This is a genomic window from Burkholderia sp. AU44665 (genome assembly GCF_030504405.1).
Lineage (GTDB): Bacteria > Pseudomonadota > Gammaproteobacteria > Burkholderiales > Burkholderiaceae > Burkholderia > Burkholderia semiarida.
In genome coordinates this window covers 166,674-188,938 of the sequence record NZ_JAUJRI010000004.1, presented here as the reverse complement: position 1 = coordinate 188,938, position 22,265 = coordinate 166,674, and the positions used below count along the sequence as shown (strand labels likewise).

At 69.4% G+C, this 22,265-nt stretch carries 17 protein-coding genes; 8 read left to right on the top strand and 9 right to left on the bottom strand.

Going from position 1 to position 22,265, the window contains the following annotated elements; all coding sequences use genetic code 11:
• Positions 1-42: 42 nt before the first annotated feature.
• On the bottom strand, positions 43-942 hold the full coding sequence (locus QZM15_RS11775) for a M24 family metallopeptidase (RefSeq protein WP_302106435.1): 900 nt from the start codon (positions 940-942) through the stop codon (positions 43-45).
• Positions 943-1,436: 494 nt separating this feature from the next.
• Here QZM15_RS11775 and QZM15_RS11770 point away from each other — a divergent pair, with 494 nt between their 5' ends.
• Positions 1,437-2,714 carry a haloacid dehalogenase-like hydrolase gene (locus QZM15_RS11770; RefSeq protein ID WP_302106434.1) on the top strand — a complete coding sequence of 426 codons (1,278 nt, stop codon included), beginning with the start codon at positions 1,437-1,439 and terminating at the stop codon, positions 2,712-2,714.
• An 84-nt stretch (positions 2,715-2,798) separates the two neighbouring features.
• Here the strand turns inward: QZM15_RS11770 and QZM15_RS11765 are convergent, their stop codons facing one another.
• From QZM15_RS11765 to QZM15_RS11755, 3 genes are all read right to left on the bottom strand, one after another.
• Complete coding sequence (locus tag QZM15_RS11765; RefSeq protein WP_059584516.1) at positions 2,799-3,572, bottom strand: slipin family protein; 774 nt, start codon at positions 3,570-3,572, stop codon at positions 2,799-2,801.
• Positions 3,569-5,119 carry a nodulation protein NfeD gene (locus QZM15_RS11760; RefSeq protein ID WP_302106433.1) on the bottom strand — a complete coding sequence of 517 codons (1,551 nt, stop codon included), beginning with the start codon at positions 5,117-5,119 and terminating at the stop codon, positions 3,569-3,571. The genes QZM15_RS11765 and QZM15_RS11760 overlap by 4 nt, the downstream gene beginning before the upstream one ends.
• A 121-nt stretch (positions 5,120-5,240) precedes the next feature.
• Positions 5,241-6,275, bottom strand: coding sequence for an AraC family transcriptional regulator (locus tag QZM15_RS11755; protein ID WP_059584518.1), 1,035 nt, complete (start codon positions 6,273-6,275; stop codon positions 5,241-5,243).
• 137 nt (positions 6,276-6,412) lie between these two features.
• On the opposite strand from QZM15_RS11755, the gene QZM15_RS11750 reads away from it, so the two are divergent.
• From QZM15_RS11750 to QZM15_RS11725, 6 genes are all read left to right on the top strand, one after another.
• Positions 6,413-7,546, top strand: coding sequence for an acyl-CoA dehydrogenase family protein (locus QZM15_RS11750; RefSeq protein ID WP_099317937.1), 1,134 nt, complete (start codon positions 6,413-6,415; stop codon positions 7,544-7,546).
• A 198-nt stretch (positions 7,547-7,744) separates the two neighbouring features.
• Positions 7,745-9,451 carry an AMP-binding protein gene (locus QZM15_RS11745; protein ID WP_059640841.1) on the top strand — a complete coding sequence of 569 codons (1,707 nt, stop codon included), beginning with the start codon at positions 7,745-7,747 and terminating at the stop codon, positions 9,449-9,451.
• Positions 9,452-9,563: 112 nt separating this feature from the next.
• Complete coding sequence (locus tag QZM15_RS11740; RefSeq protein WP_059584523.1) at positions 9,564-11,093, top strand: CoA-acylating methylmalonate-semialdehyde dehydrogenase; 1,530 nt, start codon at positions 9,564-9,566, stop codon at positions 11,091-11,093.
• An 18-nt stretch (positions 11,094-11,111) separates the two neighbouring features.
• Positions 11,112-12,011 (top strand): 3-hydroxyisobutyrate dehydrogenase, encoded by a 900-nt coding sequence (gene mmsB, locus QZM15_RS11735; RefSeq protein ID WP_302106432.1) that lies wholly within the window; start codon positions 11,112-11,114, stop codon positions 12,009-12,011.
• Entirely contained in the window at positions 12,011-12,802 is a 792-nt protein-coding gene (locus tag QZM15_RS11730; RefSeq protein ID WP_059584526.1) for an enoyl-CoA hydratase, read from the top strand. The genes mmsB and QZM15_RS11730 overlap by 1 nt, the downstream gene beginning before the upstream one ends.
• Positions 12,799-13,938 (top strand): enoyl-CoA hydratase/isomerase family protein, encoded by a 1,140-nt coding sequence (locus QZM15_RS11725; RefSeq protein ID WP_059584527.1) that lies wholly within the window; start codon positions 12,799-12,801, stop codon positions 13,936-13,938. Before QZM15_RS11730 ends, QZM15_RS11725 begins: the two co-directional genes overlap by 4 nt.
• Positions 13,939-13,990: 52 nt before the next feature.
• Here QZM15_RS11725 and QZM15_RS11720 read toward each other — a convergent pair whose 3' ends face one another.
• A complete protein-coding gene (locus QZM15_RS11720; RefSeq protein ID WP_099317735.1) occupies positions 13,991-14,911 on the bottom strand; it encodes a LysR family transcriptional regulator in 921 nt (306 codons plus the stop codon).
• A 177-nt stretch (positions 14,912-15,088) separates the two neighbouring features.
• Here QZM15_RS11720 and QZM15_RS11715 point away from each other — a divergent pair, with 177 nt between their 5' ends.
• On the top strand, positions 15,089-16,627 hold the full coding sequence (locus tag QZM15_RS11715; protein ID WP_302106431.1) for an MFS transporter: 1,539 nt from the start codon (positions 15,089-15,091) through the stop codon (positions 16,625-16,627).
• A 37-nt stretch (positions 16,628-16,664) separates the two neighbouring features.
• Here QZM15_RS11715 and QZM15_RS11710 read toward each other — a convergent pair whose 3' ends face one another.
• The 4 genes from QZM15_RS11710 to QZM15_RS11695 form a co-directional block, all read right to left on the bottom strand.
• Complete coding sequence (locus tag QZM15_RS11710) at positions 16,665-18,047, bottom strand: efflux transporter outer membrane subunit (RefSeq protein WP_302106430.1); 1,383 nt, start codon at positions 18,045-18,047, stop codon at positions 16,665-16,667.
• Between the two features lie 6 nt (positions 18,048-18,053).
• Positions 18,054-20,126 carry a MacB family efflux pump subunit gene (locus tag QZM15_RS11705; protein ID WP_302106511.1) on the bottom strand — a complete coding sequence of 691 codons (2,073 nt, stop codon included), beginning with the start codon at positions 20,124-20,126 and terminating at the stop codon, positions 18,054-18,056.
• A 2-nt stretch (positions 20,127-20,128) separates the two neighbouring features.
• Positions 20,129-21,325: an efflux RND transporter periplasmic adaptor subunit gene (locus QZM15_RS11700; protein WP_059640876.1), complete on the bottom strand. Its 1,197-nt coding sequence runs from the start codon at positions 21,323-21,325 to the stop codon at positions 20,129-20,131.
• A gap of 304 nt (positions 21,326-21,629) precedes the next feature.
• A complete protein-coding gene (locus QZM15_RS11695; RefSeq protein WP_302106429.1) occupies positions 21,630-22,232 on the bottom strand; it encodes an HD family hydrolase in 603 nt (200 codons plus the stop codon).
• Between the last annotated feature and the right edge of the window lie 33 nt (positions 22,233-22,265).

Below are 22,265 nucleotides of genomic sequence, written 5' to 3'. Positions count from 1 at the left end.
CCGTCGTTCAGGGAGTCGGGAGGAGGGCGCGTGACGTGCGTGTCAAGCGGCGGCCGGCACGTTCGCCGCCGCCTGCGCGCGCTCGGCCTGGCGGCGCTGCCAGCGGCGCACGTGCGGCAGGTCGTCGTCGAGCCAGTACGCGTCGTCGTCGGTGATCACGAGTAGTTCCTCGAATTTCGCGCCGACGCCCGCGAAGCCGAGATGCGGCTCGACGGCCCACAGGCCCGGCACCGGCGCATGCTCGGAGCGGCGGTCGATCGACCACAGCGGCGACCAGCCCTGCTGCTTCGCCGCGCGGCCCTGGTCGAGCAGCAGGTTGCGCGTCGCGTTCAGCCCGAAGCGCGCGACGAAGCGCGGCTTCGACAGCTTGTGGATCTTCGCGACACGATGCGCGAGCACCTTGAACGGATAGGCCTTGTGGCGCGGGTCGACGCCCTGGCGGCGGCACAGCGCGTCGACTTCCTGCGCGACCTCCGCCATCGACCGGCGCGCCTTCACGAGCCGCACGATCATGTCGCGATGGTCCATCAGGTCGTCCTGCAACTGCTCGAGGATCGGGTTGCGGCCGACGCAGTGCGCATAGCCGACATCGGCGACGATGCCGTCGAGCACGGGCGCGACGTCGAGGATCACCGGCATGTCGGTTTCGAGCTGACGGTTGCTCGGGAAGAACGCGAGATTGAAGCCGCCCATGTGCTTGAGGCCCGAGAAGCCGTCGAACGCGGTGCGCTCGCCGAACCACGCGAACGGCTTGTGCAGCCAGTCGTGCACGCCGTGATCCTGCAGCCATTCGGTCAGCAGGCGCGCGGCTTCCTTCTCGGTGATGCCGGGGTAGAGCATCGCGCCGACGGTCTCGACGCAGCGGTAGGCCAGTTGCTGGACCGCGCGGAATTGCGGCAGCTCGTCGAGGTGGACTTCCGGCAGCGGGTGGTGGGCGGTCATGATGCGTCTCCATGTGTCGGCCCGCGTTTGCGTGTCGGCGCGATGCGGGTCCTTGTGCAAGGCTGGGCGCTGATCCGGATCGCTTCCGCCGGTGATTCGGAGGCGGATTATTCAGTCAGCATTTAATGTGCCATTGTGTGATGTAACGATAATAGCCGATTCGACGTCGCGCGCCAGCGCCCGGAGATGAGGGCTTCTCCTAATGAAGGGTCGAAATGGAGGGGTTGCTCTAGGTTTCCGGCGGTGGGGGCCGGATGTCCATCGCTGCGCACGCGTCTCGAGCGGCGGGGGCCGGCCGGGGAGCGCCGCACGGGCCCGGGATGTCGCGCCGGATCAACTCTCCGTCGTGTCGCGGCGCGACGCTGTCAAATTGCCGAAATAATTTCGTCACATCATCCGCCCCGATTCGAAGCCTTTGCGGCTTCGCGGGGCCGGTGTGTCGCGCGTCGCGCGGGGCGACCGAAGCCGATTCGACATTTCCACGGAGAGAGACCATGCAGCGCCGCCGGTTCATGAACACCCTTGCCGCGGCGACCGCCGCGACGCCGCTGATGCTCAAGGCCGGCACGTCCGGCGCGAAGAGCGTAGCCGCGCCGGACGCGCTGGACCCGGGCCGCTGGTCGCCGTTCAACGCCGCGCGCCTGCAGGCGGTGCTCGACCGGCATGGTGTCGCGAGCGCGCACTACGACGGAAAGCGCCGCCCGTATGCGGTGTTCGACTGGGACAACACGTGCATCATGAACGACTGTGAAGAGGCGTTGCTGATGTACCAGATCAACCATCTGCAGTACAAGCTGACGCCGGATGAATTCGTCGGCGTGATGTGGAAGGACGTGCCGAAGGGCGCGTTCATGAAGGACTACACGACCCTCGACGGCAAGCCGGTGACGATGGAGGACCTCGCCGCCGACGTCGAGTCCGATTACCGCTGGCTCCATGCGAACTACAAGGGCCTCGGCGGCGACAAGAGCCTCGACGAGATCCGCGAGACCGACCAGTTCAAGGATTTTCGCGCGAAGCTGTACTTCATGTACGACGCGATCTGCGACACGCATCCGCTCGAAGTCGGCTACAAGTGGATCATCTACTTCTACAAGTACATGACGACCGCCGAGCTGCAGGCGATGGCGGAAGCGTCGAACAACTACGGTATCGGCGACGCGCTGCGCAAGGTCCGCTACGAAAGCCCGAAGACGCTGCCGGGCAAGGCCGGCGTGGTCGCGGACACGCATTTCCACGGCATCCGCATTCACGAGGAAATCCGCGCGGTGATGCATACGCTGCGCGCGAACGGCATCGACGTGTACGTGAGCACCGCGTCGCTCGACGACGTCGTGCGCGTATTTGCCGGCAATCCGAACTACGGCTACGGCGTGCCGCCCGAGAACGTGATCGGCCTGCGTCTCGACATGCAGGACGGCAAGTACACGAGCACCTATCCGGCCGGCTGGCATTTCAACTGGGGGCCCGGCAAGACGGTGGGCATTCGCAACGTCCTCGCGTCGAAGAAGGGCTACGGCCCGCTGCTGGTGTTCGGCGACAGCGACGGCGACGCGTGGATGCTGCGCGATTTCAAGGACACCGCGGCCGGCGTGATCGTCAACCGGATGAAGAAGGGCGAGATCGGCGCGGACAGCAAGCTCGCGGCCGAACAGATCGGCAACCCGGACGCACGCTTCCTGCTGCAGGGCCGCGACGAGCACACGGGCCTGATGATCCCGGACGAGAAGTCGATCAAGTACGGCAAGGCCGAGCGCAAGCTGCTGGCCTGACGCGGGCGGGGCGCCGGGCGGCGGGGCGTCGGCCCCCGCGCCCATCGGCGGCCGCGGCGTCATGTGGCCCGGCACGCGCGCGTCTCAACGCTCGCGCGCGGGGCCCAACCGATCCAGCAACGCCCCCAGCAGATCGACCGGCAACGGAAACACGATCGTGGAGTTCTTGTCCGCCGCGATCGTCGTCAGCGTCTGCAGGTAGCGCAACTGCATCGCCTGCGGCTGCAGCGCAAGCCGCTGCGCGGCCTGCAGCAGCTTTTCCGACGCCTGCAATTCGCCTTCCGCGTGAATCACCTTCGCGCGCCGCTCGCGCTCGGCTTCGGCCTGCCGCGCGATCGCGCGGATCATCGTCTCGTTCAGGTCGACGTGCTTGATCTCGACCGTCGACACCTTGATCCCCCACGCATCCGTCTGCGCATCGAGCGTCTTCTGGATGTCCGCGTTCAGTTGCTCGCGCTCGGCGAGCAGCGCGTCGAGTTCGTGCTTGCCGAGCACCGCGCGCAGCGTCGTCTGCGCGAGCTGGCTCGTCGCCTCGAAGAAGCGCGCGACCTGGATCACGGCCTTCTCAGGATCGACGACGCGGAAATACACGACCGCATTGACCTTCACCGACACGTTGTCGCGCGTGATCACGTCCTGCGCGGGCACGTCGAACACGACGGTGCGCAGGTCGATCCGCACGACCTGCTGGACGATCGGGATGATCAGCACGAGCCCCGGCCCTTTCACTTTCCAGAACCGGCCGAGCATGAACACGACCCCGCGTTCGTACTCGCGAAAGATGCGGATCGACGATGCGACGAGCACCACGACGAAGACGATGAGGACGCTGCTGAAGCCGAACGTGTAACCGATCATGAAGGTTCTCCCTGGGGATGGACCGGCGCGGGCACGTCGTAGAGCGGCGCGACCGTCAGCGTCAGCCCGTGGCGGCCGGTCACGCGCACGCGGCAGCCGGCGGCCAGCGGCATGCTGCTCGCCACGCGCCAGCGCTCGCCATGCACGCGCGCCCAGCCGGCGGCCGACGGCGCGGCGCCGGCCGCGCCCGGCGGCTGGTCCGGCTGCAGGCCGTCGTCGAGCACTTCGCCGATGCTGCCGAGCAGCGCCTCGGCACCCGTCACGACCGGGCGGCGCCGCGCGCGCAGCGCGACGCCCGACACGCCCGCGACGAGCAGCCCGCCGCCGAGCGCGAGGCTCGCGATCACGGGCCATGGAATCCCGTAGCCGGGCACGTCGGTGTCGATCAGCATCAGCGCGCCGATCGTGAACGCGACGATTCCGCCGAACCCGAGCACGCCGAAGGTCGGCAGGAACGCCTCCGCGACGAGGCAGCCGAGCCCGAGCAGCACGAGGCCGAGGCCCGCATAGCTGACCGGCAGCAACTGCATCGCGAACAGCCCGACCAGCAGGCAGATCGTGCCGGCCACGCCCGGCAGCACGAAACCGGGGTTCGCGAATTCGAAGAAGAGGCCGTAGATGCCGATCGTCAGCAGGATCAGCGCGACGTTCGGATCGGCGATGATCGCGAGGAAGCGGCTGCGCCAGTCGGGCGCGAGCGCGACGAGCGGCGCGTGCGCGGTCGCCAGACGCAGCGTGCCGGCGGTGGTCGTCACCGCGCGGCCGTCGAGCTGCCGCGCGAGATCGGCCGCGTCCTGCGCGATCAGGTCGACGACGTGCTGCGCGCGCGCCTCGTTCGCCGACAGGCTCACGGCCTCGCGCACCGCGCGCTCGGCCCATTCGGCATTGCGTCCGCGCAACTGCGCGAGGCCGCGGATGTACGCGGAAGCGTCCTGCATCGCCTTGCGGATCTCGGTCGATTGCGTATCGGTCGGCAGCGCGGCCGGCGTGGCGGACGCACCCGATGCACCTGACGCACCGGCGGGATGGGGCGCGGCGGGGTTCGCGCCCGGCGGCGCGGCGCCGCCGATGCCCAACTGCACGGGCGACGCCGCGCCGAGATTGGTGCCGGGCGCCATCGCCGCGAAGTGGCTCGCATAGACGATGTAGGTGCCCGCGCTCGCCGCCCGCGCGCCGCCCGGCGCGACGAACGCGGCGACCGGCACCGGCGAGCCGAGGATGGCCTTGATGATCTGCCGCATCGACGTATCGAGGCCGCCGGGCGTGTCGAGCTGGAGGATCGCGAGCGGCGCGTGCTCGCGGGCGGCGCGCGCGAGCGAACGGACGATGAAATCGGCGCTGGCGGGGCCGATCGCGCCGTTGACGGGAATCACGACGACCGGATGCGCGGCGGGCGCGTCGGCCGATGGCGGCGCGGCGACCGCGGCGCACACGACGAGCAGCGCCGCGAACAGCGCGGCGCGCGCGACCCGCGCGGACAGCGGGTGACGGGGGCGGCCGTCGGGCGCGGCAGGCGCCGGCGGCGGCCCATGACGGTGAAAGCGCATCGGGACGTCCGGGCGGCGCACGGCCGCGTGCCGTCCGGCTCGCGAAAAGGGCGTGGGCCCGATGCTTGAAGATTAGGCGGTTTCGGCCGAAAGCGCGAAGTTGCGGCCGCACCGGCCGGCGTCAGCTTGCGCCGCCGCCGCGCGCGAGCACTTCGTCGCGATAGTCGGCCGGGCTGCGCCCGCTCCATTTGCGGAACGCGCGGTAGAACGCGCTCGGCTCCGCGAACCCGGTCGCGGCCGCGACGTCCGCGATCGTGCGGGCGGGGTCGGCCAGCGCCTCGAACGCGAGATCGCGCCGCAGCGTGTCCTTGATCGACTGGTACGCGTGGCCTTCCTGGTGCAGTTTGCGGCGCAGCGTGGCCTCGGCCACGTGCAGCCGCGCGGCCATCCCGCCCGCGCCCGGCCACGCGGCGGGCGGCATTCCGCGCAGCACCGCGCGCACGCGCTGCGCGAGCGCGTTCGGGTTGCGGTACTTGACGATGAAGCTGGCCGGCGCGTTGCGCAGAAACGTTTTCAGTGTCTTCGCGTTCTGCACGACCGGCAGCGTCGCGAATTCGGGATCGAAATCGACATACGAATCGGGCTCGTTGAAGCGCATGTCGTCGCAGAACATCGACGGGTATTCGTGGTCGGCGGGCGGCGTGTCGCAGCGGAAGCTCGCATGCAGCAGCGGGATGCGCCGCCCGATCAGCCAGCAGGTGAGCCCGTACACGATGATGAAATAGGTCGCGTACGTGAACATCGCGGGTGTCGCGCCGTTGTTGCGGTGCACGAAGCGCAGCCGCACGCGCTGCGGGTTCGCGTCGAGCTCCGCGTGCAGGTCGTCGAGCACGCAGTGCATGAAGTTCACCGCGCGCGCCATCGCGTGCAGCCCGTCGCGCGCGGATAGCGCCGCCTGGCTCATCGCGATGAAGCTGCCGCTGCGCATCGGGTGGCTGTCCTGCCCGAAGAACTCGTCGTCGAGCGTGCGGGCGATCGCGTTCCACAGCGCGCCGTATTGCTGCGCGGACACGCGTGCGCGCGGCTGACCGAGCAGCGCCGGGGCGATGCCCGCTTGCGCGAGCAGCGGCTCGGCCGCCACGCCGCGCCGCGTGGCCAGCGCGACGCTGTACGCGACGAGGCTGATCGCGACGGTTCCCTTGTCTTCCTGCTTCATCGGTGTCGCCGGTATGGCAAAAACGCTCAGTGTAAATGAGCGGCGCGAGCATCGAACAGTCGCGCGTGCTTGCCTACACTTGTTGCATCGAAACGCAAGGACGGTCGCGCCCGGCGGCCGCGGGAGACAGCAGCACCATGGACGAGCTTTACACCGAAGACCAGCGGATGATCCGCGACGCCGCGCGCGCGTTCGCCACCGAGATGCTGGCGCCGAACGCGGCGCAGTGGGACCACGACGCGCACCTGCCCGACGCGATCGTCGCGCAGCTCGGCGAGCTCGGGCTGCTCGGGATGATCGTGCCGCAGGAACTGGGCGGCTCGTATACGGATTACGTCGCCTATGCGCTGGCGATGGAGGAAGTCGCGGCCGGCGACGCCGCGTGCGCGACGATGATGAGCGTGCACAACTCGGTCGGCTGCGGGCCGATCCTCGGCTTCGGCACGCCCGCGCAGAAGGATCGCTGGCTGGCCGACATGGCGGCCGGCCGCGTGATCGGCGCATTCTGCCTGACCGAGCCGCAGGCCGGTTCCGAGGCGAACAACCTGCGCACGCGGGCCGAATTGCGCGACGGCAAATGGGTGCTGAACGGCGCGAAGCAGTTCGTGACCAACGGCCAGCGCGCGGGCGTGGCGATCGTTTTTGCCATGACCGATCCGGAAGCGGGCAAGCGCGGCATTTCCGCGTTCCTGGTGCCGACCGACACACCGGGCTTCATCGTCGGCAAGCCCGAGAAGAAGATGGGCATCCGCGCGTCGGATACGTGCCCGATCACGTTCGAGAACTGCGCGATTCCCGAAGAAAACCTGCTCGGCCATCGCGGCGAAGGGCTGAAGATCGCGTTGTCGAACCTCGAAGGCGGCCGGATCGGCATCGCCGCGCAGGCGCTCGGCATCGCGCGCGCCGCGTTCGACAAGGCGCGCCGCTATGCGGGCGAGCGCGTGCAGTTCGGCAAGCCGATCGCCGAGCACCAGGCGATCCAGCAGAAGCTCGCCGACATGGCCGTGCAGATCAACGCCGCGCGCCTGCTCGTGCATCACGCGGCGAAGCTGCGCACGGCCGGGCTGCCGTGCCTGTCCGAAGCGTCGCAGGCGAAGCTGTTCGCGTCCGAGATGGCCGAGCGCGTGTGCTCGGATGCGATCCAGATCCACGGCGGCTACGGTTATCTCGCCGATTACGAAGTCGAGCGCCACTATCGCGACGCGCGCATCACGCAGATTTACGAAGGCACCAGCGAAGTGCAGCGGATGGTGATCGCGCGGCAGCTGTGAGTCGCGGCGCGCGCCCATCCGGCATCACGCAGTCGAACAAACGGTCGAACGAGCAGGCATACAACGCAGGCACGAGGGCAGCGCGGCAAACGCGGCACGCAGCGACGTGACCGTGCGCCGGGCGACACGGAACCGGGCAGGTGCTGGAGCACCTGCGCCGGTTGACCGCTGGGCATGGAGACTGGACGGAGACGACACATGACGGTACAGGCATTCCTCGACGCACGCGACTTTCTGCTGCGCCATCGCACCGACTACGACACCGCGTATCGCGATTTCGCATGGCCGGTGCTCGACGCGTTCAACTGGGCGCTCGACTATTTCGATCCGATGGCGCGCGGCAACGACCAGCCCGCGCTGTGGATCGTCGATGCGGCGACCGGCACGGGCGATCCGTATTCGTTCGCGCAGATGTCCGAGCGCTCGTCGCGGATCGCGAACTGGCTGCGCTCGATCGGCGTCGCGCGCGGCGACCGCATTCTGCTGATGCTGCCGAACCGTGTCGAGCTGTGGGACGCGATGCTCGCGGCGATGAAGCTCGGCGCGATCGTGCTGCCCGCCACCACGCAACTGTCGCCCGACGACGTGCGCGACCGCGTGCAGATCGGCGGCGCGACCTACGCGATCGTCGACGAGAACGAAACCGCGAAGTTCGAACAGGCCGGCCTCGGCCTCGAGCAGAAGATCGTCGCCGGCGCGCCGCGCGAAGGCTGGCTCGCGATGAACGACGGCTATGCGGCGAGCGCCGCGTTCGAGCCGGACGCCGTCACGCACGCGAACGATCCGATGCTGCTGTACTTCACGTCGGGTACGACGTCGAAGCCGAAGCTCGTCGAGCATACGCACCGCACCTATCCGGTCGGGCACCTGTCGACGATGTACTGGGTCGGCCTGCAGCCCGGCGACATCCACTGGAACATCAGCTCGCCGGGCTGGGCGAAGCACGCGTGGAGCTGCTTTTTCGCGCCGTGGAATGCGCAGGCGTGCGTGTTCGTATTCAACTACGCGCGCTTCGAGCCGAAGGCCGTGCTCGATGCGCTCGTCAAATACCGCGTGACCACGCTGTGTGCGCCGCCGACCGTGTGGCGCATGCTCGTGCAGCAGCCGCTCGCGTCGTTCGACGTGAAGCTGCGCGAGATCGTCGGCGCGGGCGAGCCGCTGAATCCCGAGATCATCGAGCGCGTGAAGAACGCGTGGGGCATCACGATTCGCGACGGCTACGGCCAGACCGAGACGACCTGCCTGATCGGCAATTCGCCGGGCCAGCCGGTCGTCGCGGGCTCGATGGGCCGGCCGCTGCCCGGCTACCGGATCGCGTTGCTCGACCCGGACGGCGCGCCGGTGACCGAAGGCGAGGTCGCGCTGCCGATCGGCGATGGCGTCGCGCGCCCGGTCGGGCTGATGAAGGGCTACGCGAACAATCCCGACGCGACGGCCCATGCGATGCGCGACGGCCACTACCGCACGTCGGACATCGCGATGCGTCGCGACGACGGCTACTACGTGTACATCGGCCGCGCGGACGACGTGTTCAAGTCGTCCGACTACCGGCTGAGCCCGTTCGAGCTGGAGAGCGTGCTGATCGAGCACCCGGCGATCGCGGAAGCGGCCGTCGTGCCGAGCCCGGACCCGGTGCGGCTGTCGGTGCCGAAGACGTTCGTCACGCTGCGCGAGGGCTATGAAGAAAGCCCCGCGCTCGCGCTGGAGATCTTTCGCTTCTCGCGCGAGAAGCTCGCGCCGTACAAGCGCATTCGCCGCCTGCAGTTCGCGGAGCTGCCGAAGACGATCTCGGGGAAGATCCGCCGCGTCGAGCTGCGCCGCCGCGAAATCGAACGCGGCGACGACGCGAGCGCGCGCATGCCCGGCGAGTACTGGGAAGAAGATTTCGCCGCCGAACTGAAATGACCGGCCGCGGGCCGTGCGCGCCGCATGCCGCGGCGGCCGCCCGCAGCCGAATTGAAACGGTCGCGCGGCGGCATGCCGTTACGTCGCGGCCCACTGCAAGGAGATTGCACTGATGAACGCGAATCCGACGCCCCGTACGGGGCAAGACGTGCCGACGGTCAAGCTGCTGATCGACGGCGCCTTCGTCGAGTCCGCCACGAGCGAGTGGCGCGACATCGTCAACCCGGCGACGCAACAGGTGCTCGCGCGCGTGCCGTTCGCGACCGTCGCGGAAGTCGATGCGGCCGTGCAGTCCGCGCACGCCGCGTTTGCGACGTGGAAGAGCACGCCGATTTCCGCGCGCATGCGCATCATGCTGAAGTTCCAGGATCTGGTGCGCGCGAACCAGCAGCGCATCGCCAGGACGCTGACGGCCGAGCAGGGCAAGACGATTCCCGACGCCGAAGGCGACATCTTCCGCGGCCTCGAAGTGGTCGAGCACGCGTGCTCGATCGGCACGCTGCAGCTCGGCGAATTCGCCGAGAACGTCGCGGGCGGCGTCGACACCTACACGCTGCGCCAGCCGCTCGGCGTGTGCGCGGGCATCACGCCGTTCAATTTCCCCGCGATGATTCCGCTGTGGATGTTCCCGATGGCGATCGTGTGCGGCAACACGTTCGTGCTGAAGCCGTCGGAGCAGGACCCGATGTCGACGATGGAGCTCGTCGAGCTCGCGCTCCAAGCCGGCATACCGAAAGGCGTGCTGAACGTCGTGCACGGCGGCAAGGACGTCGTCGACGCGATCTGCACGCATCCACTCGTGAAGGCGATCTCGTTCGTCGGTTCGACCACGGTCGGCACGCACGTGTACAACCTCGGCAGCGCGCAGGGCAAGCGCGTGCAGTCGATGATGGGCGCGAAGAACCACGCGGTCGTGCTGCCCGACGCGAACCGCGAACAGGCGATCAACGCGCTCGTCGGCGCGGGCTTCGGCGCGGCCGGCCAGCGCTGCATGGCGACGTCCGTCGCGGTGCTGGTGGGCAAGGCGCGCGAATGGCTGCCGGACATCGTCGCGAAGGCGAAGACGCTGAAGGTCAACGCGGGCTCGGAAGCGGGCACCGACGTCGGGCCGGTCGTGTCGCGCGGCGCGAAGGCGCGCATCCTGTCGCTGATCGACATGGGCATCAAGGAAGGCGCGAAGCTCGAGCTCGACGGCCGCGACGTGAAGGTGCCCGGTTTCGAGGAAGGCAACTTCATCGGGCCGACGATCTTCTCCGGCGTGACGACCGACATGACGATCTACACGCATGAAATCTTCGGGCCGGTGCTGGTCGTGATGGAAGTCGACACGCTCGACGAGGCGATCGCGCTCGTCAACGCGAACCCGATGGGCAACGGCGTGGGTATCTTCACGCAGAGCGGCGCGGCCGCGCGCCGGTTCCAGAGCGAGATCGACGTCGGCCAGGTCGGCATCAACATCCCGATCCCGGTACCGGTGCCGTTCTTCAGCTTCACCGGTTCGCGCGGCTCGAAGCTCGGCGATCTCGGCCCGTACGGCAAGCAGGTCGTGCAGTTCTATACGCAGACCAAGACGGTCACCGCGCGCTGGTTCGACGACGATACGACGGCCGGCCCGGTGAACACGACGATCCGGCTGCATTGAGCGGCGGAGGACACCACCATGAAAATCGGATTTATCGGCCTCGGCCACATGGGCGCGCCGATGGCGCTGAACCTGCTGAAAGCCGGCCACGAAGTGCACGCGTTCGACCTGAGCGCCGACGCATTGCGCGCACTGCAGGACGCCGGCGCGCAGGTGGCCGCGTCGCCGCGCGATGCGGCGTCGGGCGCGACGTTCGTGATCACGATGCTGCCGGCCGCGCCGCACGTGCGCTCGGTGCTCGCCGGCGAGAACGGCGTGCTGGCCGGCCTCGGCGCCGGCGCGACCGTGATCGATTCGAGCACGATCGACCCGGCGAGCGCGCAGGCGTTCGGCGCGCTGGTGCGCGAGCACGGCGGCGCGTTCGTCGACGCGCCGGTGTCGGGCGGCACCGGCGGCGCGGCGGCAGGCACGTTGACCTTCATGGTCGGCGGCAGCGACGCGGATTTCGAGCGCGTGAAACCGGTGCTCACCGGGATGGGCAAGAACATCGTCCACTGCGGCGCGACGGGCATGGGGCAGGTCGCGAAGGTGTGCAACAACCTCGTGCTCGGCATCTCGATGGCGGCGGTGTCGGAGGCGATGTCGCTCGGCGTCGCGCTCGGCATCGACCCGAAGGTGCTGGCCGGCATCGTCAACACGTCGACGGGCCGCTGCTGGAGCTCGGACACGTACAACCCGTATCCGGGCGTGATCGAGACCGCGCCTTCGTCGCGCGGCTACTCGGGCGGCTTCGGCACCGACCTGATGCTGAAGGATCTCGGCCTCGCGAACGACGCGGCGAAGCAGGCGCGCCAGCCGGTCTATCTCGGCGCGCTCGCGCAGCAGCTGTATCAGACGATGAGCAGCCGCGGCGACGGCCAGCTCGATTTCTCGGCGGTGATCCGCCTGTACCAACCGGCCACGAAGAAGGACGCGTGATGATCGAACTCGACTACGTCGACGACGGCGCGATCGCGTGCGCGACGCTCAAGCGTCCGCCCGCGAACGCCTTTACCGCCGACGGGCTGCGGCAACTGCAGCAAACCGTCGCCGAACTGAATGCGGACCCGCGCGTGCGCGCGCTGGTGATCACCGGCGACGGCCCGAAGTTCTTCAGCGCGGGCGCCGACCTCAACACGTTCGCCGACGGCGATCGCGCGGTCGCGCGTGCGATGGCGTCGCGCTTCGGCGCGGCGTTCGAGGCGCTGCACGACGCACGCGTCGTGACGATCGCGGCGATCAACGGCTATGCGATGGGCGGCGGCCTCGAATGCGCACTCGCGTGCGACCTGCGGATCGCGGAGACGCATGCGCAGATGGCGCTGCCCGAGCCTTCGGTCGGGCTGCTGCCGTGCGGGCTCGGCACGCAGACGCTGCCCTGGCTCGTCGGCGAGGGCTGGGCGAAGAAGATCATCCTGACCGGTGCGCGCGTCGATGCGGCCACCGCACTGCGGATCGGCCTCGTCGAGGACGTGGTCGAAAGCGGCGCCGCGCGCGAGGCGGCACTCGTACTGGCTCGCAACGTCGCGCGGCAAAGCCCGCATGCCGTGGCCTACAGCAAGGAACTGATCGGCCTCGCGCGCCGCGGCGTGCCGCGCGGCGCGGCGCTCGCGGTCGAGCGCGAACGCTTCGTCGATCTGTTCGACACGGCCGATCCGCGCGAAGGCGTGGCGGCGTTCCTGGGCAAGCGCGCGCCGCAGTGGCGCACCGATGGAGAGCCGCAACGATGAGCACGCCGGTGACGAATCACGATGCATTCGCGGAGCATGCGCCCGAGGTGCTGTTTCGCGTGGTGAACCGCGTGGCGCTGATCACGCTGAACCGGCCGGCCGCGCTCAACGCGCTGTCGTACGCGATGATCGGCGAGCTGGCCGCGCTGTTCGAGCGCTGCCGCCGCGACGACCGGATCGTCGCGGTCGTGCTGCGCGGCGCGGGGGAGAAGGGCTTCTGCGCGGGCGGCGACGTGCGCGCGTTGTACAAGATGGTCGCGCAGCGCGAAACCTGGCTGCCGTTCTTCGTCGACGAATACCGGCTCGACTACGCGATCCACACGTTCCCGAAGCCGGTCGTCGCGCTGATGGACGGCATCACGATGGGCGGCGGCATGGGGCTCGCGCAGGGCGCGGCGCTGCGCGTCGCGACCGAGCGCAGCAAGATCGCGATGCCGGAGACGCGCATCGGCCTCGTGCCCGACGTGGGCGCGACGCATTTCCTGTCGCGCATGCCGGCCGAACTCGAACTGTACGTGGGGCTGACCGGCGCGATGCTGTCGGGCGCCGACGCGCTCGCCGCGAAGCTCGCGGACCTCTGCGTGCCGTCCGCGTGGCTCGACACGTTCGAGACGCGCATCGAAAGCGTCAAGTGGGACGGCGATGTGCTGCCGCTGCTGCGCAAGGTGTTCGAGCCGCCGTGCAACGTCGTGCCGCATGCGGCGCTCGACAGCCAGATGCCGTGGATCGTCCGCCACTTCGACAAGCGTTCTACCGTCGAGCGGATCGTCGCGACGCTCACGCAGGATCTGGCGCGCGACGAACTCGCGCGCGAGCACCGCCAATGGCTGCAGGCGACGCTCGACGCGCTCGCGAGCCATTCGCCGACGATGCTCGCGGTGACGCGCGAGGCGCTGCTGCGCGGCCGGCAGATGACGCTCGCGGAATCGTTCCGGATGGAGCTCGGCATCGTCGCGCGTGCGATCGAGGAAGGCGATTTCTGCGAAGGCGTGCGCGCGCATCTCGTCGACAAGGATCGCAAGCCGCGCTGGGCGCCCGCGTCGCTCGTCGAGCTGCGCGCCGAACGCGTGCGGCATTTCCTGACGTCGCCGTGGAAGCTGTTCGCACATCCGCTCGCCGATCTCGGCGCGGCGTGATCCTTGCGTGATGGTCCGGCGCGCCCGTGCGGCGCGTCGGTTTCCATTCATCTCATCGCGGTTCTTCCGCGCGCTCGATCATCGGCGGAATCGCCTGCGCGAGCGCGTCGATCACGCAGCGCGTCTTGCGCGGCAGGTAGCGCGTCTTCGGCCAGATCGCGTGAATGTCGCCTTCGCAGACGAAGCAGCGATCGAGCACGACCACCATCTCCCCGCGCTTCACGTATTGATCGAGCAGCCAGCTCGGCACCCACGCAATCCCGAACCCGGCCGCGCCGGCCGCGGCGATCGCCTGCACGTCGTCGAAACTCAGTTGATGCGGCATGTCGACCCGCACTGTCGAGCCGTCCGGCGCGCGCAAATCCCACGGCTGCACCACGCCCGAACGCGAATACGCGATCGTGCGGTGGTGCTTCAGATCGTCGAGCGTCTTCGGCACACCATGGCGCGCGAGATACGACGGCGCCGCGCCGAGGCTGCCGTACTGCGTGCCGAGCCGCCGTACCGCGAGGCTCGTGCTGTCCGCGAGCGTGCCGATCCGCACCGCGAGGTCGATCCCTTCCTCGACGAGATCGACGAATCGGTCGGTGATCGACACGTCGATGCGCAGGTGCGGATAGCTGCGTGCGAGATCGAGCACGATCGGCGTCACGCAGTGGTGCCCGAATGCGAGCGGCACGCTCAGCCGCAGCTTGCCGCGCGCCTCGTGGCGGCCGCAGTCGAGATCGGCTTCCGCCGCTTCCAGTTCCGCGAGCGCGCGTACGCAGCGGTCGTAGTACGCCTGGCCGTCGTCGGTCAGGCTCTGGCTGCGCGTCGTGCGCTGCAGCAGCCGTGCGCCGAGCCGCTTCTCGAGCCGCGCGATCGCCTTGCCGACCGCCGAGCGCGTCATGTCGAGCCGCTCCGCGGCCAGCGCGAAGCTGCCTGATTCCACCACCTGGACGAAGGTCGTTACGCCGTCGAGTCTGTCGGTCATCGCGTTGCGTCGATTGGGTCCGTAAATTCCCCAGTGCGTGGAAATGCGTGCGTCAATGGGGAGGCAAATTCTCACTATAGTACCGATTCCCGCCCAGCGTGCGTCGCCGGCCGCGCGCGGCGAATCCTACTGACCTGGAGGCGCGCGGCCTGTCGCCGGGCCGCCGCGCAAATACGCATGACGCTATCCGACTCCCGCAGGAATGCGGTCGCGCTCGCGGCCGTCTGTCTCACGTCGCTGATGTTCGGCCTCGAGATCTCGAGCGTGCCGGTGATCCTGCCGACGCTCGAACACGTGCTGCATGGCGATTTCAACGGCATGCAGTGGATCATGAACGCGTACACGATCGCATGTACGACGGTGCTGATGGCGGCCGGCACGCTCGCGGACCGGTTCGGCCGCAAACGCGTGTACGTGATCGGCACCGTGCTGTTCGGCGCGACGTCGCTGCTGTGCGGGCTCGCGCCGAACGTGCCGGTGCTCGTCGCGGGCCGGCTGCTGCAGGGCGCGAGCGGCGGCGCGATGCTGATCTGCCAGATCGCCGTGCTGTCGCACCAGTTCCGCGAAGGGCGCGAGCGCGGCCGCGCATTCGGGATCTGGGGGATCGTGTTCGGCATCGGGCTCGGTTTCGGGCCGATCGTCGGCGGCGCGATCGTCGCGCTCGCGAGCTGGCCGTGGGTGTTTCTCGTTCATGCGCCGCTCGCGGCCGTCGCGCTCGTGCTGATCGGCGGCGCGGTGCGGGAATCGCGCGATCCGCATGCGGGCACGCTCGACGTCGCGGGCATCGTCACGCTGTCGCTCGCGGTGCTCGGCCTTGCCTTCTACATCACCCAGAGCGGCGAACTCGGGCTCGCGAGCGCGGCCGGCCTCGGGGTGCTCGGCGCGACCGTGCTCGCGCTGGTCGGTTTCTTCATCGCGGAGCGCGCCAGCGCGCGGCCGATGTTCGACTTCTCGGTGTTCCGGATCCGCGCGTTCACCGGCGCGATCTTCGGCTCGATGGGGATGAATTTCAGCTTCTGGCCGTTCATGATCTACCTGCCGATCTGGTTCCAGGTCGCGCTCGGCTACGACAGCGTGACGGCCGGCCTCGCGTTGCTCGCGTACACGTTGCCGACGCTGATCGCGCCGCCGTTCGGCGAACGGCTTGCGCTGCGGTACGGGCCCGGCGTCGTGATTCCGGGCGGCCTGTTCACGATCGCGGCCGGTTTCGTGCTGATGCGGCTCGGCAGCGCGGCCGTTCACGCAAGCTGGCTGACGATGCTGCCGGGCTGCATGATCGCCGGCATCGGGCTCGGGCTGACCAACACGCCCGTCACCAACACGACGACGGGCGCGGTGCCGAGTGCGCGCGCCGGCATGGCGTCGGGCATCGACATGAGCGCGCGGATGATCTCGCTCGCGCTGAACATCGCGACGATGGGCTTCGTGCTGGTGGCGGGGATCGTCGCGAGCCTGCAGGGCGGGCCGGCCGGCGCGATCGGCGACGCGGCGCTGCGCCGGCTCGCGCAGGAAATCGCAGCGGGCCGCACCGACGGGCTGCAGGCGATCGCGCCGGCGCTCGCGCAGGCCGATCCGAGCGGCGCGGCGCTGCATGCGGCGCTCGTGCACGGCTTCGGCTGGGTGATGCTGTACGGCGCGGCGGGCGTGGCCGTGCTCGCGACCGCGAGCGCGGTGGCGTTCGCGCCGGTGCGGCGCGGGGCGGCCGTGCGCGAATGACGCGGGCGGCGCGCGGCGTATGACGGGTGACGGCCGGTCAGGAGGTCCCGCCGCCGAGCGCGCGGTAGAGCTTCATCTGGTTGTTGAGCCGGTTCAGGCGCGTCAGTTCGTCGGCGCTCTGCGCACTCCTCAGCACCTGCTGCTGGTCGAGCCACGGCTGCACGGCGGTCGCGCCGGCCGCGAAGCGCGCGGCGGCCAGCCGTTCGGCACGCTGCGCCTGGGCCAGCGACAGCGCGCGCTGTTCGGCTTCGCGTTCGAGCTGCACGCGTGCCGACAGCGCGTTCTCGACTTCCGCGAGCGCCGTGTAGAGCCGCTGGCGGAACCCGACCACGGCTTCCTCGTACTGCGACTTCGACACCCGGATCTGCAACTGCATCGTGTTCCACTGGATGAACGGCAGCGCGAGGCCGAGCCCGAGCGTGCCGACCGGATTCGTCAGCACGCGCTCGAGGCTCGTGCTCGTCGTGCCGGCGCTGCCGGTCAGCGTGAAGGTTGGGTAGAAGCTCGTGCGCGTCGCGTCGACCTGCGCGAGCGACTCGCGCAGCCGGAATTCCGCCGCACGCAGGTCGGGGCGCCGGCCGAGCAGGCTCGCGGGCAGGCCGGCCGCGACCTCGGGCGGCGCCGCGTCGGGCAGCGCCGACGGTTCGGCCACGCGCTGCTGCGGCGGCCGGTCGAACAGGATCGCGAGCGCGTGGCGGTTCTCGGTGCGCTGCTGGATCAGTTGCGTCTGCGCCGCGCGTTGCGCGGCGAGGCTTTGTTCGGCCTGCGCGAGATCGAGCCCCGACACGGCGCCGGCCGCGTGCCGCGACCGGACGAGCGCGAGCGTGCGTTGCGCATACGCGATGTTCGCATCGCCGAGCGCGATCTGCCGGTTCAGATAGCCGATCTGCCAGTACAGCGCCGCGGTCGTGCCGATCAGCGACAGCCGCGCGGCTTCCAGATCGGCGGCCGTCGCGTCGGCTTCCCAGCGCGCGGCATCGCGCAGCGCGGCGAGCCGGCCCCAGAGGTCGATTTCGTAGCTGAGCGAACCGTTGAGGCCGCTCGAGCGGCTCATCCGGTGCGTATCGAGCGTGCGCGACACGGCGCCGTTCGCGCCGAGCGTCACGCTGGGCGTCAGGTTCGTATCGACGAGCCCGGCCTGCAACTGCGCGCGATACACGCGGATCGCCGCGATCGCGAGGTCGTTGTTGGCGCGCAGCGCGTCGTCGATCAACGCGTCGAGTTGCGGATCGCCGAAGCTGCGCCACCAGTCGCGCGTGGCGGCCGGCGCGTCGGCCGCGACTGGCGCGATCCAGTTCGCGGGCATCGCGACGGCCGGCGGCGGTGCGTGGCGCGCATCCGCGCAGCCGGCGAGCAGCGCGGCCGCGCACGCGAATGCGCCGAGACGGTGAAGCGGGGAGGCGTGCGTGATGATGGCCATGTTTCGTCAGTCGCGCGCGAGCGCATCGATCGGGTCGAGCCGCGACGCGTTGCGCGCGGGCATGAACCCGAAAATCACACCGGTGAGCGTCGAGCACACGAACGCGGTCACGATCGCGCCGGCCGAGAACACCATCTTCCACTGCGTGACGAACATCGAGAACAGCGCGCCGAGCCCGAACGACAGCGCGATGCCGATCGTGCCGCCGAGCAGGCATACGAGCACGGCCTCGACGAGGAACTGCTGCAGGATGTCCGACTGGCGCGCGCCGACCGCCATCCGGATGCCGATCTCGCGCGTGCGCTCGGTGACCGACACCAGCATGATGTTCATCACGCCGATCCCGCCGACCACGAGCGAGATCACCGCGATCAGCGACAGCAGCAGCGTCAGCGACTGGCCGGTCTTCTCGACGGTCTTGACCACGCTGTCCATGTTGTACGTGAAGAAGTCCTTGCGGCCGTGGCGCTGGATCATCAGCTTCTCGAGGCTTTTCTCGGCCGCGGCGCTCGGCTGCCCGTCGCGCACGCGTACGGTGATGCTGTCGAGATAGCGCTGGCCGAACAGGCGCCCGCTCGCGGTGGTGTACGGCACCCACACGTTCAGGCTCTTCACGCTGCCGAACGCGCTTTTCTTGTCGGCGGTCACGCCGATCACGACGCACGGCACGTTGTCAACCAGGATCACTTCGCCGACCGGATTGCGCGTCGCGCCGAACAGCTTGCGGCGCGTGTTCTGATCGATCACGGCCACCTGCGCCTGGCGGCGCACGGCATCGTCGTCGAACGCGACGCCGAGCGCGAAGCGCATCCCGCGCGCCTGGAAGTAGCGATCGCCGACGCCGCTCACGAGCGCGTTGACGTCGATGTTGCGGTAGCGCAGCAGCAGCGTGCGCGACGTTTCGGGCGTCGCGCTGTCGACGTACGGCTGCTCCGCGAGCGCGGCGACGTCGGCGGGCACGAGCGTCTGGATCGTGTCCGCGCGGCTGTCGCCCCAGTCGGTGCCCGGATAGACGTTGATCGTGTTGGTGCCGATGCTGCCGATCTCTTCGAGCATGTAGCGCTTCGCGCCTTCGCCGACCGCGACGATCGATACCACCGACGTGATGCCGATGATGATGCCGAGCATCGTCAGCAGCGTGCGCAGCCGATGCGACACGAGCGCGATCCACGCCATCCGGCACGCCTCGGCGAAGCGGCCGGTGCCGGCTGCGAAGCGGCGGCCGGGTGGCGCGGGATCGGCATTGGCGACGGAATCGGCGCCGACGGGCGGCCGTGCATCGTCAGCGGCGGGCGCGGACGGCGTACTCGCGGCCGCGTCGGCGCCCACTTCCGCGAGCGCTTCGGCAGGCGCCTCCGCGAGCGCTTCGGCAAGCGCCTCCGCGTAGTGGCGGTTCGGCCGGTCGGCGATGATCTCGCCGTCGCTGATCTCGATGATGCGCCGCGCATGGCGCGCCACGGCCTTGTCGTGCGTGACGATCACGATCGTATGGCCGAGCGCGTTCAGTTCGTGCAGGATCCGGATCACGTCCTGGCCGCTTTTCGTGTCGAGCGCGCCGGTCGGTTCGTCCGCGAGGATCACCTGGCCGCCGTTCATCAGCGCGCGCGCGATGCTCACGCGCTGCTGCTGGCCGCCGGACAGTTGCCCGGGCCGGTGATGCGCGCGATCCGCGAGCCCGAGGCGCGCGAGCAACGCGCGGGCGCGGGCGTGCCGCTCGGCGCGCGGGGTGCCCGCGTAGATCGCCGGCATTTCGAGGTTCGCCACCGCGTCGACGTGCGGCAGCAGGTGATAGCGCTGGAACACGAAGCCGAAGTGCTCGCGGCGCAGTTGCGCGAGCTCGTCGCTGTCGAGCATGTGCGTGTCGCGCCCGCCGACCGTGTACGTGCCTTCGCTCGGATGATCGAGGCAGCCGAGGATGTTCATCAGCGTCGACTTGCCGGAGCCCGACGCGCCGACGATCGCGACGATCTCGCCCGCGTCGATCGACAGGTTCACGTTGTTCAGGACGACGACGTCCTTGTCGCCGGCCGGAAAGCGTCGCGTGACGGCGGCAAGTTTCAGCAGCGGCTGGCTTCTCATCGTCATACCGCGTCCGCCAGCGGCGCGCGCTCGTCCGGCGACGCCTCGCCGATCACGACGCGTTCGCCGTCCTTCAGGCCGGCCAGCACTTCGACGCGCACGTTGTTGTTGATGCCGATGCGCACGTGGCGCGTTTCCGTGCCGCCGTCGGCCCGCAGCACGCGCACCGCGTAGGTGCCGTCCTTGCGCTTGTCGCCGAGCGCGGCGGCCGGAATGCTGAGCGCGTTGCGCGCGTTGCCGAGCACGATGTTGACCTGCGCGGTCATCGCGATGCGCAGCCGATGCCCGGGATTCGGCACGTCGAACAGCGCGTTGTAGAACACCGCGCTGTTCGGCTTTGTGCTGCCGCCGCTACCCCCGCCGCCGAGCGCGCTCTGCGCTTCCGCATAGTTCTGCGGCGCCGGTTCGATCGCGCGCAGCTTGCCGTAGTGGCGCTTGTCCGGTTCGCCGAGGATCGTGAAATACGCGGTCTGGCCGGCGCTCACGCGGATCACGTCGGCTTCCGACACCTGCGCCTTGACCGTCATTGTGTCGAGATTCGCGAGCTTCAGGATCACCGGCGCCTGCTGCTGCGCGATCACGGTCTGGCCTTCCTGCGTGACGATCGCGACGACTTCCCCGTCGATCGGCGCGACGATGCGCGTGTAGCCGAGGTTGGCTTGCGCGGTCTCGATCTGGATGCGGGCCGAACGGATCTGCGCGGCGAGCGACGCCAGCGTCGCGCGCTGCACGTCCAGCGTTGCGCGCGCGGCCTCGAACGATTCGCGCGACGTCGCGTCGTCGGGCAGCATCGCCTGCTGGCGGCGAAACGCGAGTTCGGCCTGCGTGAGCTGCGCGGCGGTCGACTGCTGCTGCGCGCGCAGGCTTTCTTCGCTGGCGCGCGCCTGGCGCAGCGCGTTTTCCGAAATCACCGGGTCGATCTCGGCGAGCCACTGGCCCTTCGTGACCTTGTCGCCGAGCTTGACCTTCAGCGTCTTCAACTGCCCCGACACCTGCGCGCCGACGTCGACCTGCCTGAACGCCTGCAGCGCGCCGGTCGCGAGCACCGCGTTCTCGAGGTTGCCGCGCGTGACCGGCGCGGACAGGTACTGCGGATGCTTGTCGGGCGCGCAGGCCTTCAGCGTGACGCCGGCGGCGATCGCGACGACGGCGAGGGTGGCCAGCACGATGCGCCGGCGGCGATGGGTCTTCTGGGTCATGAGCATGCAGCGAGGATGAAGCGTGCGCCGGCGATGCGTGCGGCCGGGCGGAACGATCCGGTCGGCGTCGCGTGCCGGGCGTGTTGCCCGCGACGGGTTCCGCGTACGCATCGCGCGGGCGGGCCGAATCGAATCAGGCGCTCATGGTAAGCGAGGAATTCGCGCCAAATCGTGTGGAAATTGTGCTGAATTGTGTGGACGCCGCACCATCGGGCGGGCGAGACGGCGAGTTTGTCGCGATTCGTGGAACGGGCCCGCCGCGCGTGCGGCGCCCGGTGCTAGCGCTGCGCGGCGACGATCGCCATCATCGGCCGGTCGCGTTCCTCGTCGAGCGCGGGCCGCTCGCGTCGATCCGGCGTTGCGTATCGGCGTCGACGATCGCGCGGATCGCGCTGAACAGCGGTTGCGCGTCGGTGTAGCGTCGCCCGTAGCCGAGGTTGAACGCGTAGTCGAAATCGGGCGGATTGCGGCCCTGGTTGTGTTGCAGGATCGTTTCGAGCTTGTCGAGCGCCTTCGCCGCGCGGGCTTCCGGCGACGCGGCTGCCTCGTATTCGTCCCACAGTGCGACGATCTCGTCGCGCATCGTGCGGTCGAGCGACGCGGTCAGCGTCAGCAGGTCGTCGCGTTCGTGCGTGCTCTTGTCGGGGTGCGCGGCCTGCTCGATCGCCGGGATGTCGCCATGCAGCGCCTCGCCGAGGTCGTGGACGACGCACAGTTTCAGCAGCCTCAGCGCGTCGACGCCGGGCAGCGCGTCGGCGAACACGAGCGCCATCAGGCACAGCCGCCAGCTGTGCTCCGCCGTGCTTTCCGCACGGCCGGCCGACGTATGGCCGCTGCGCAGCACGTCCTTCAGGCGCTCGGCTTCGCGCAGGAAAGCGAGCCGCGCGTGGATCGTATCGGGATTCATGATCGGCGTCCTTGCGATGAACCGCCAAGCGTA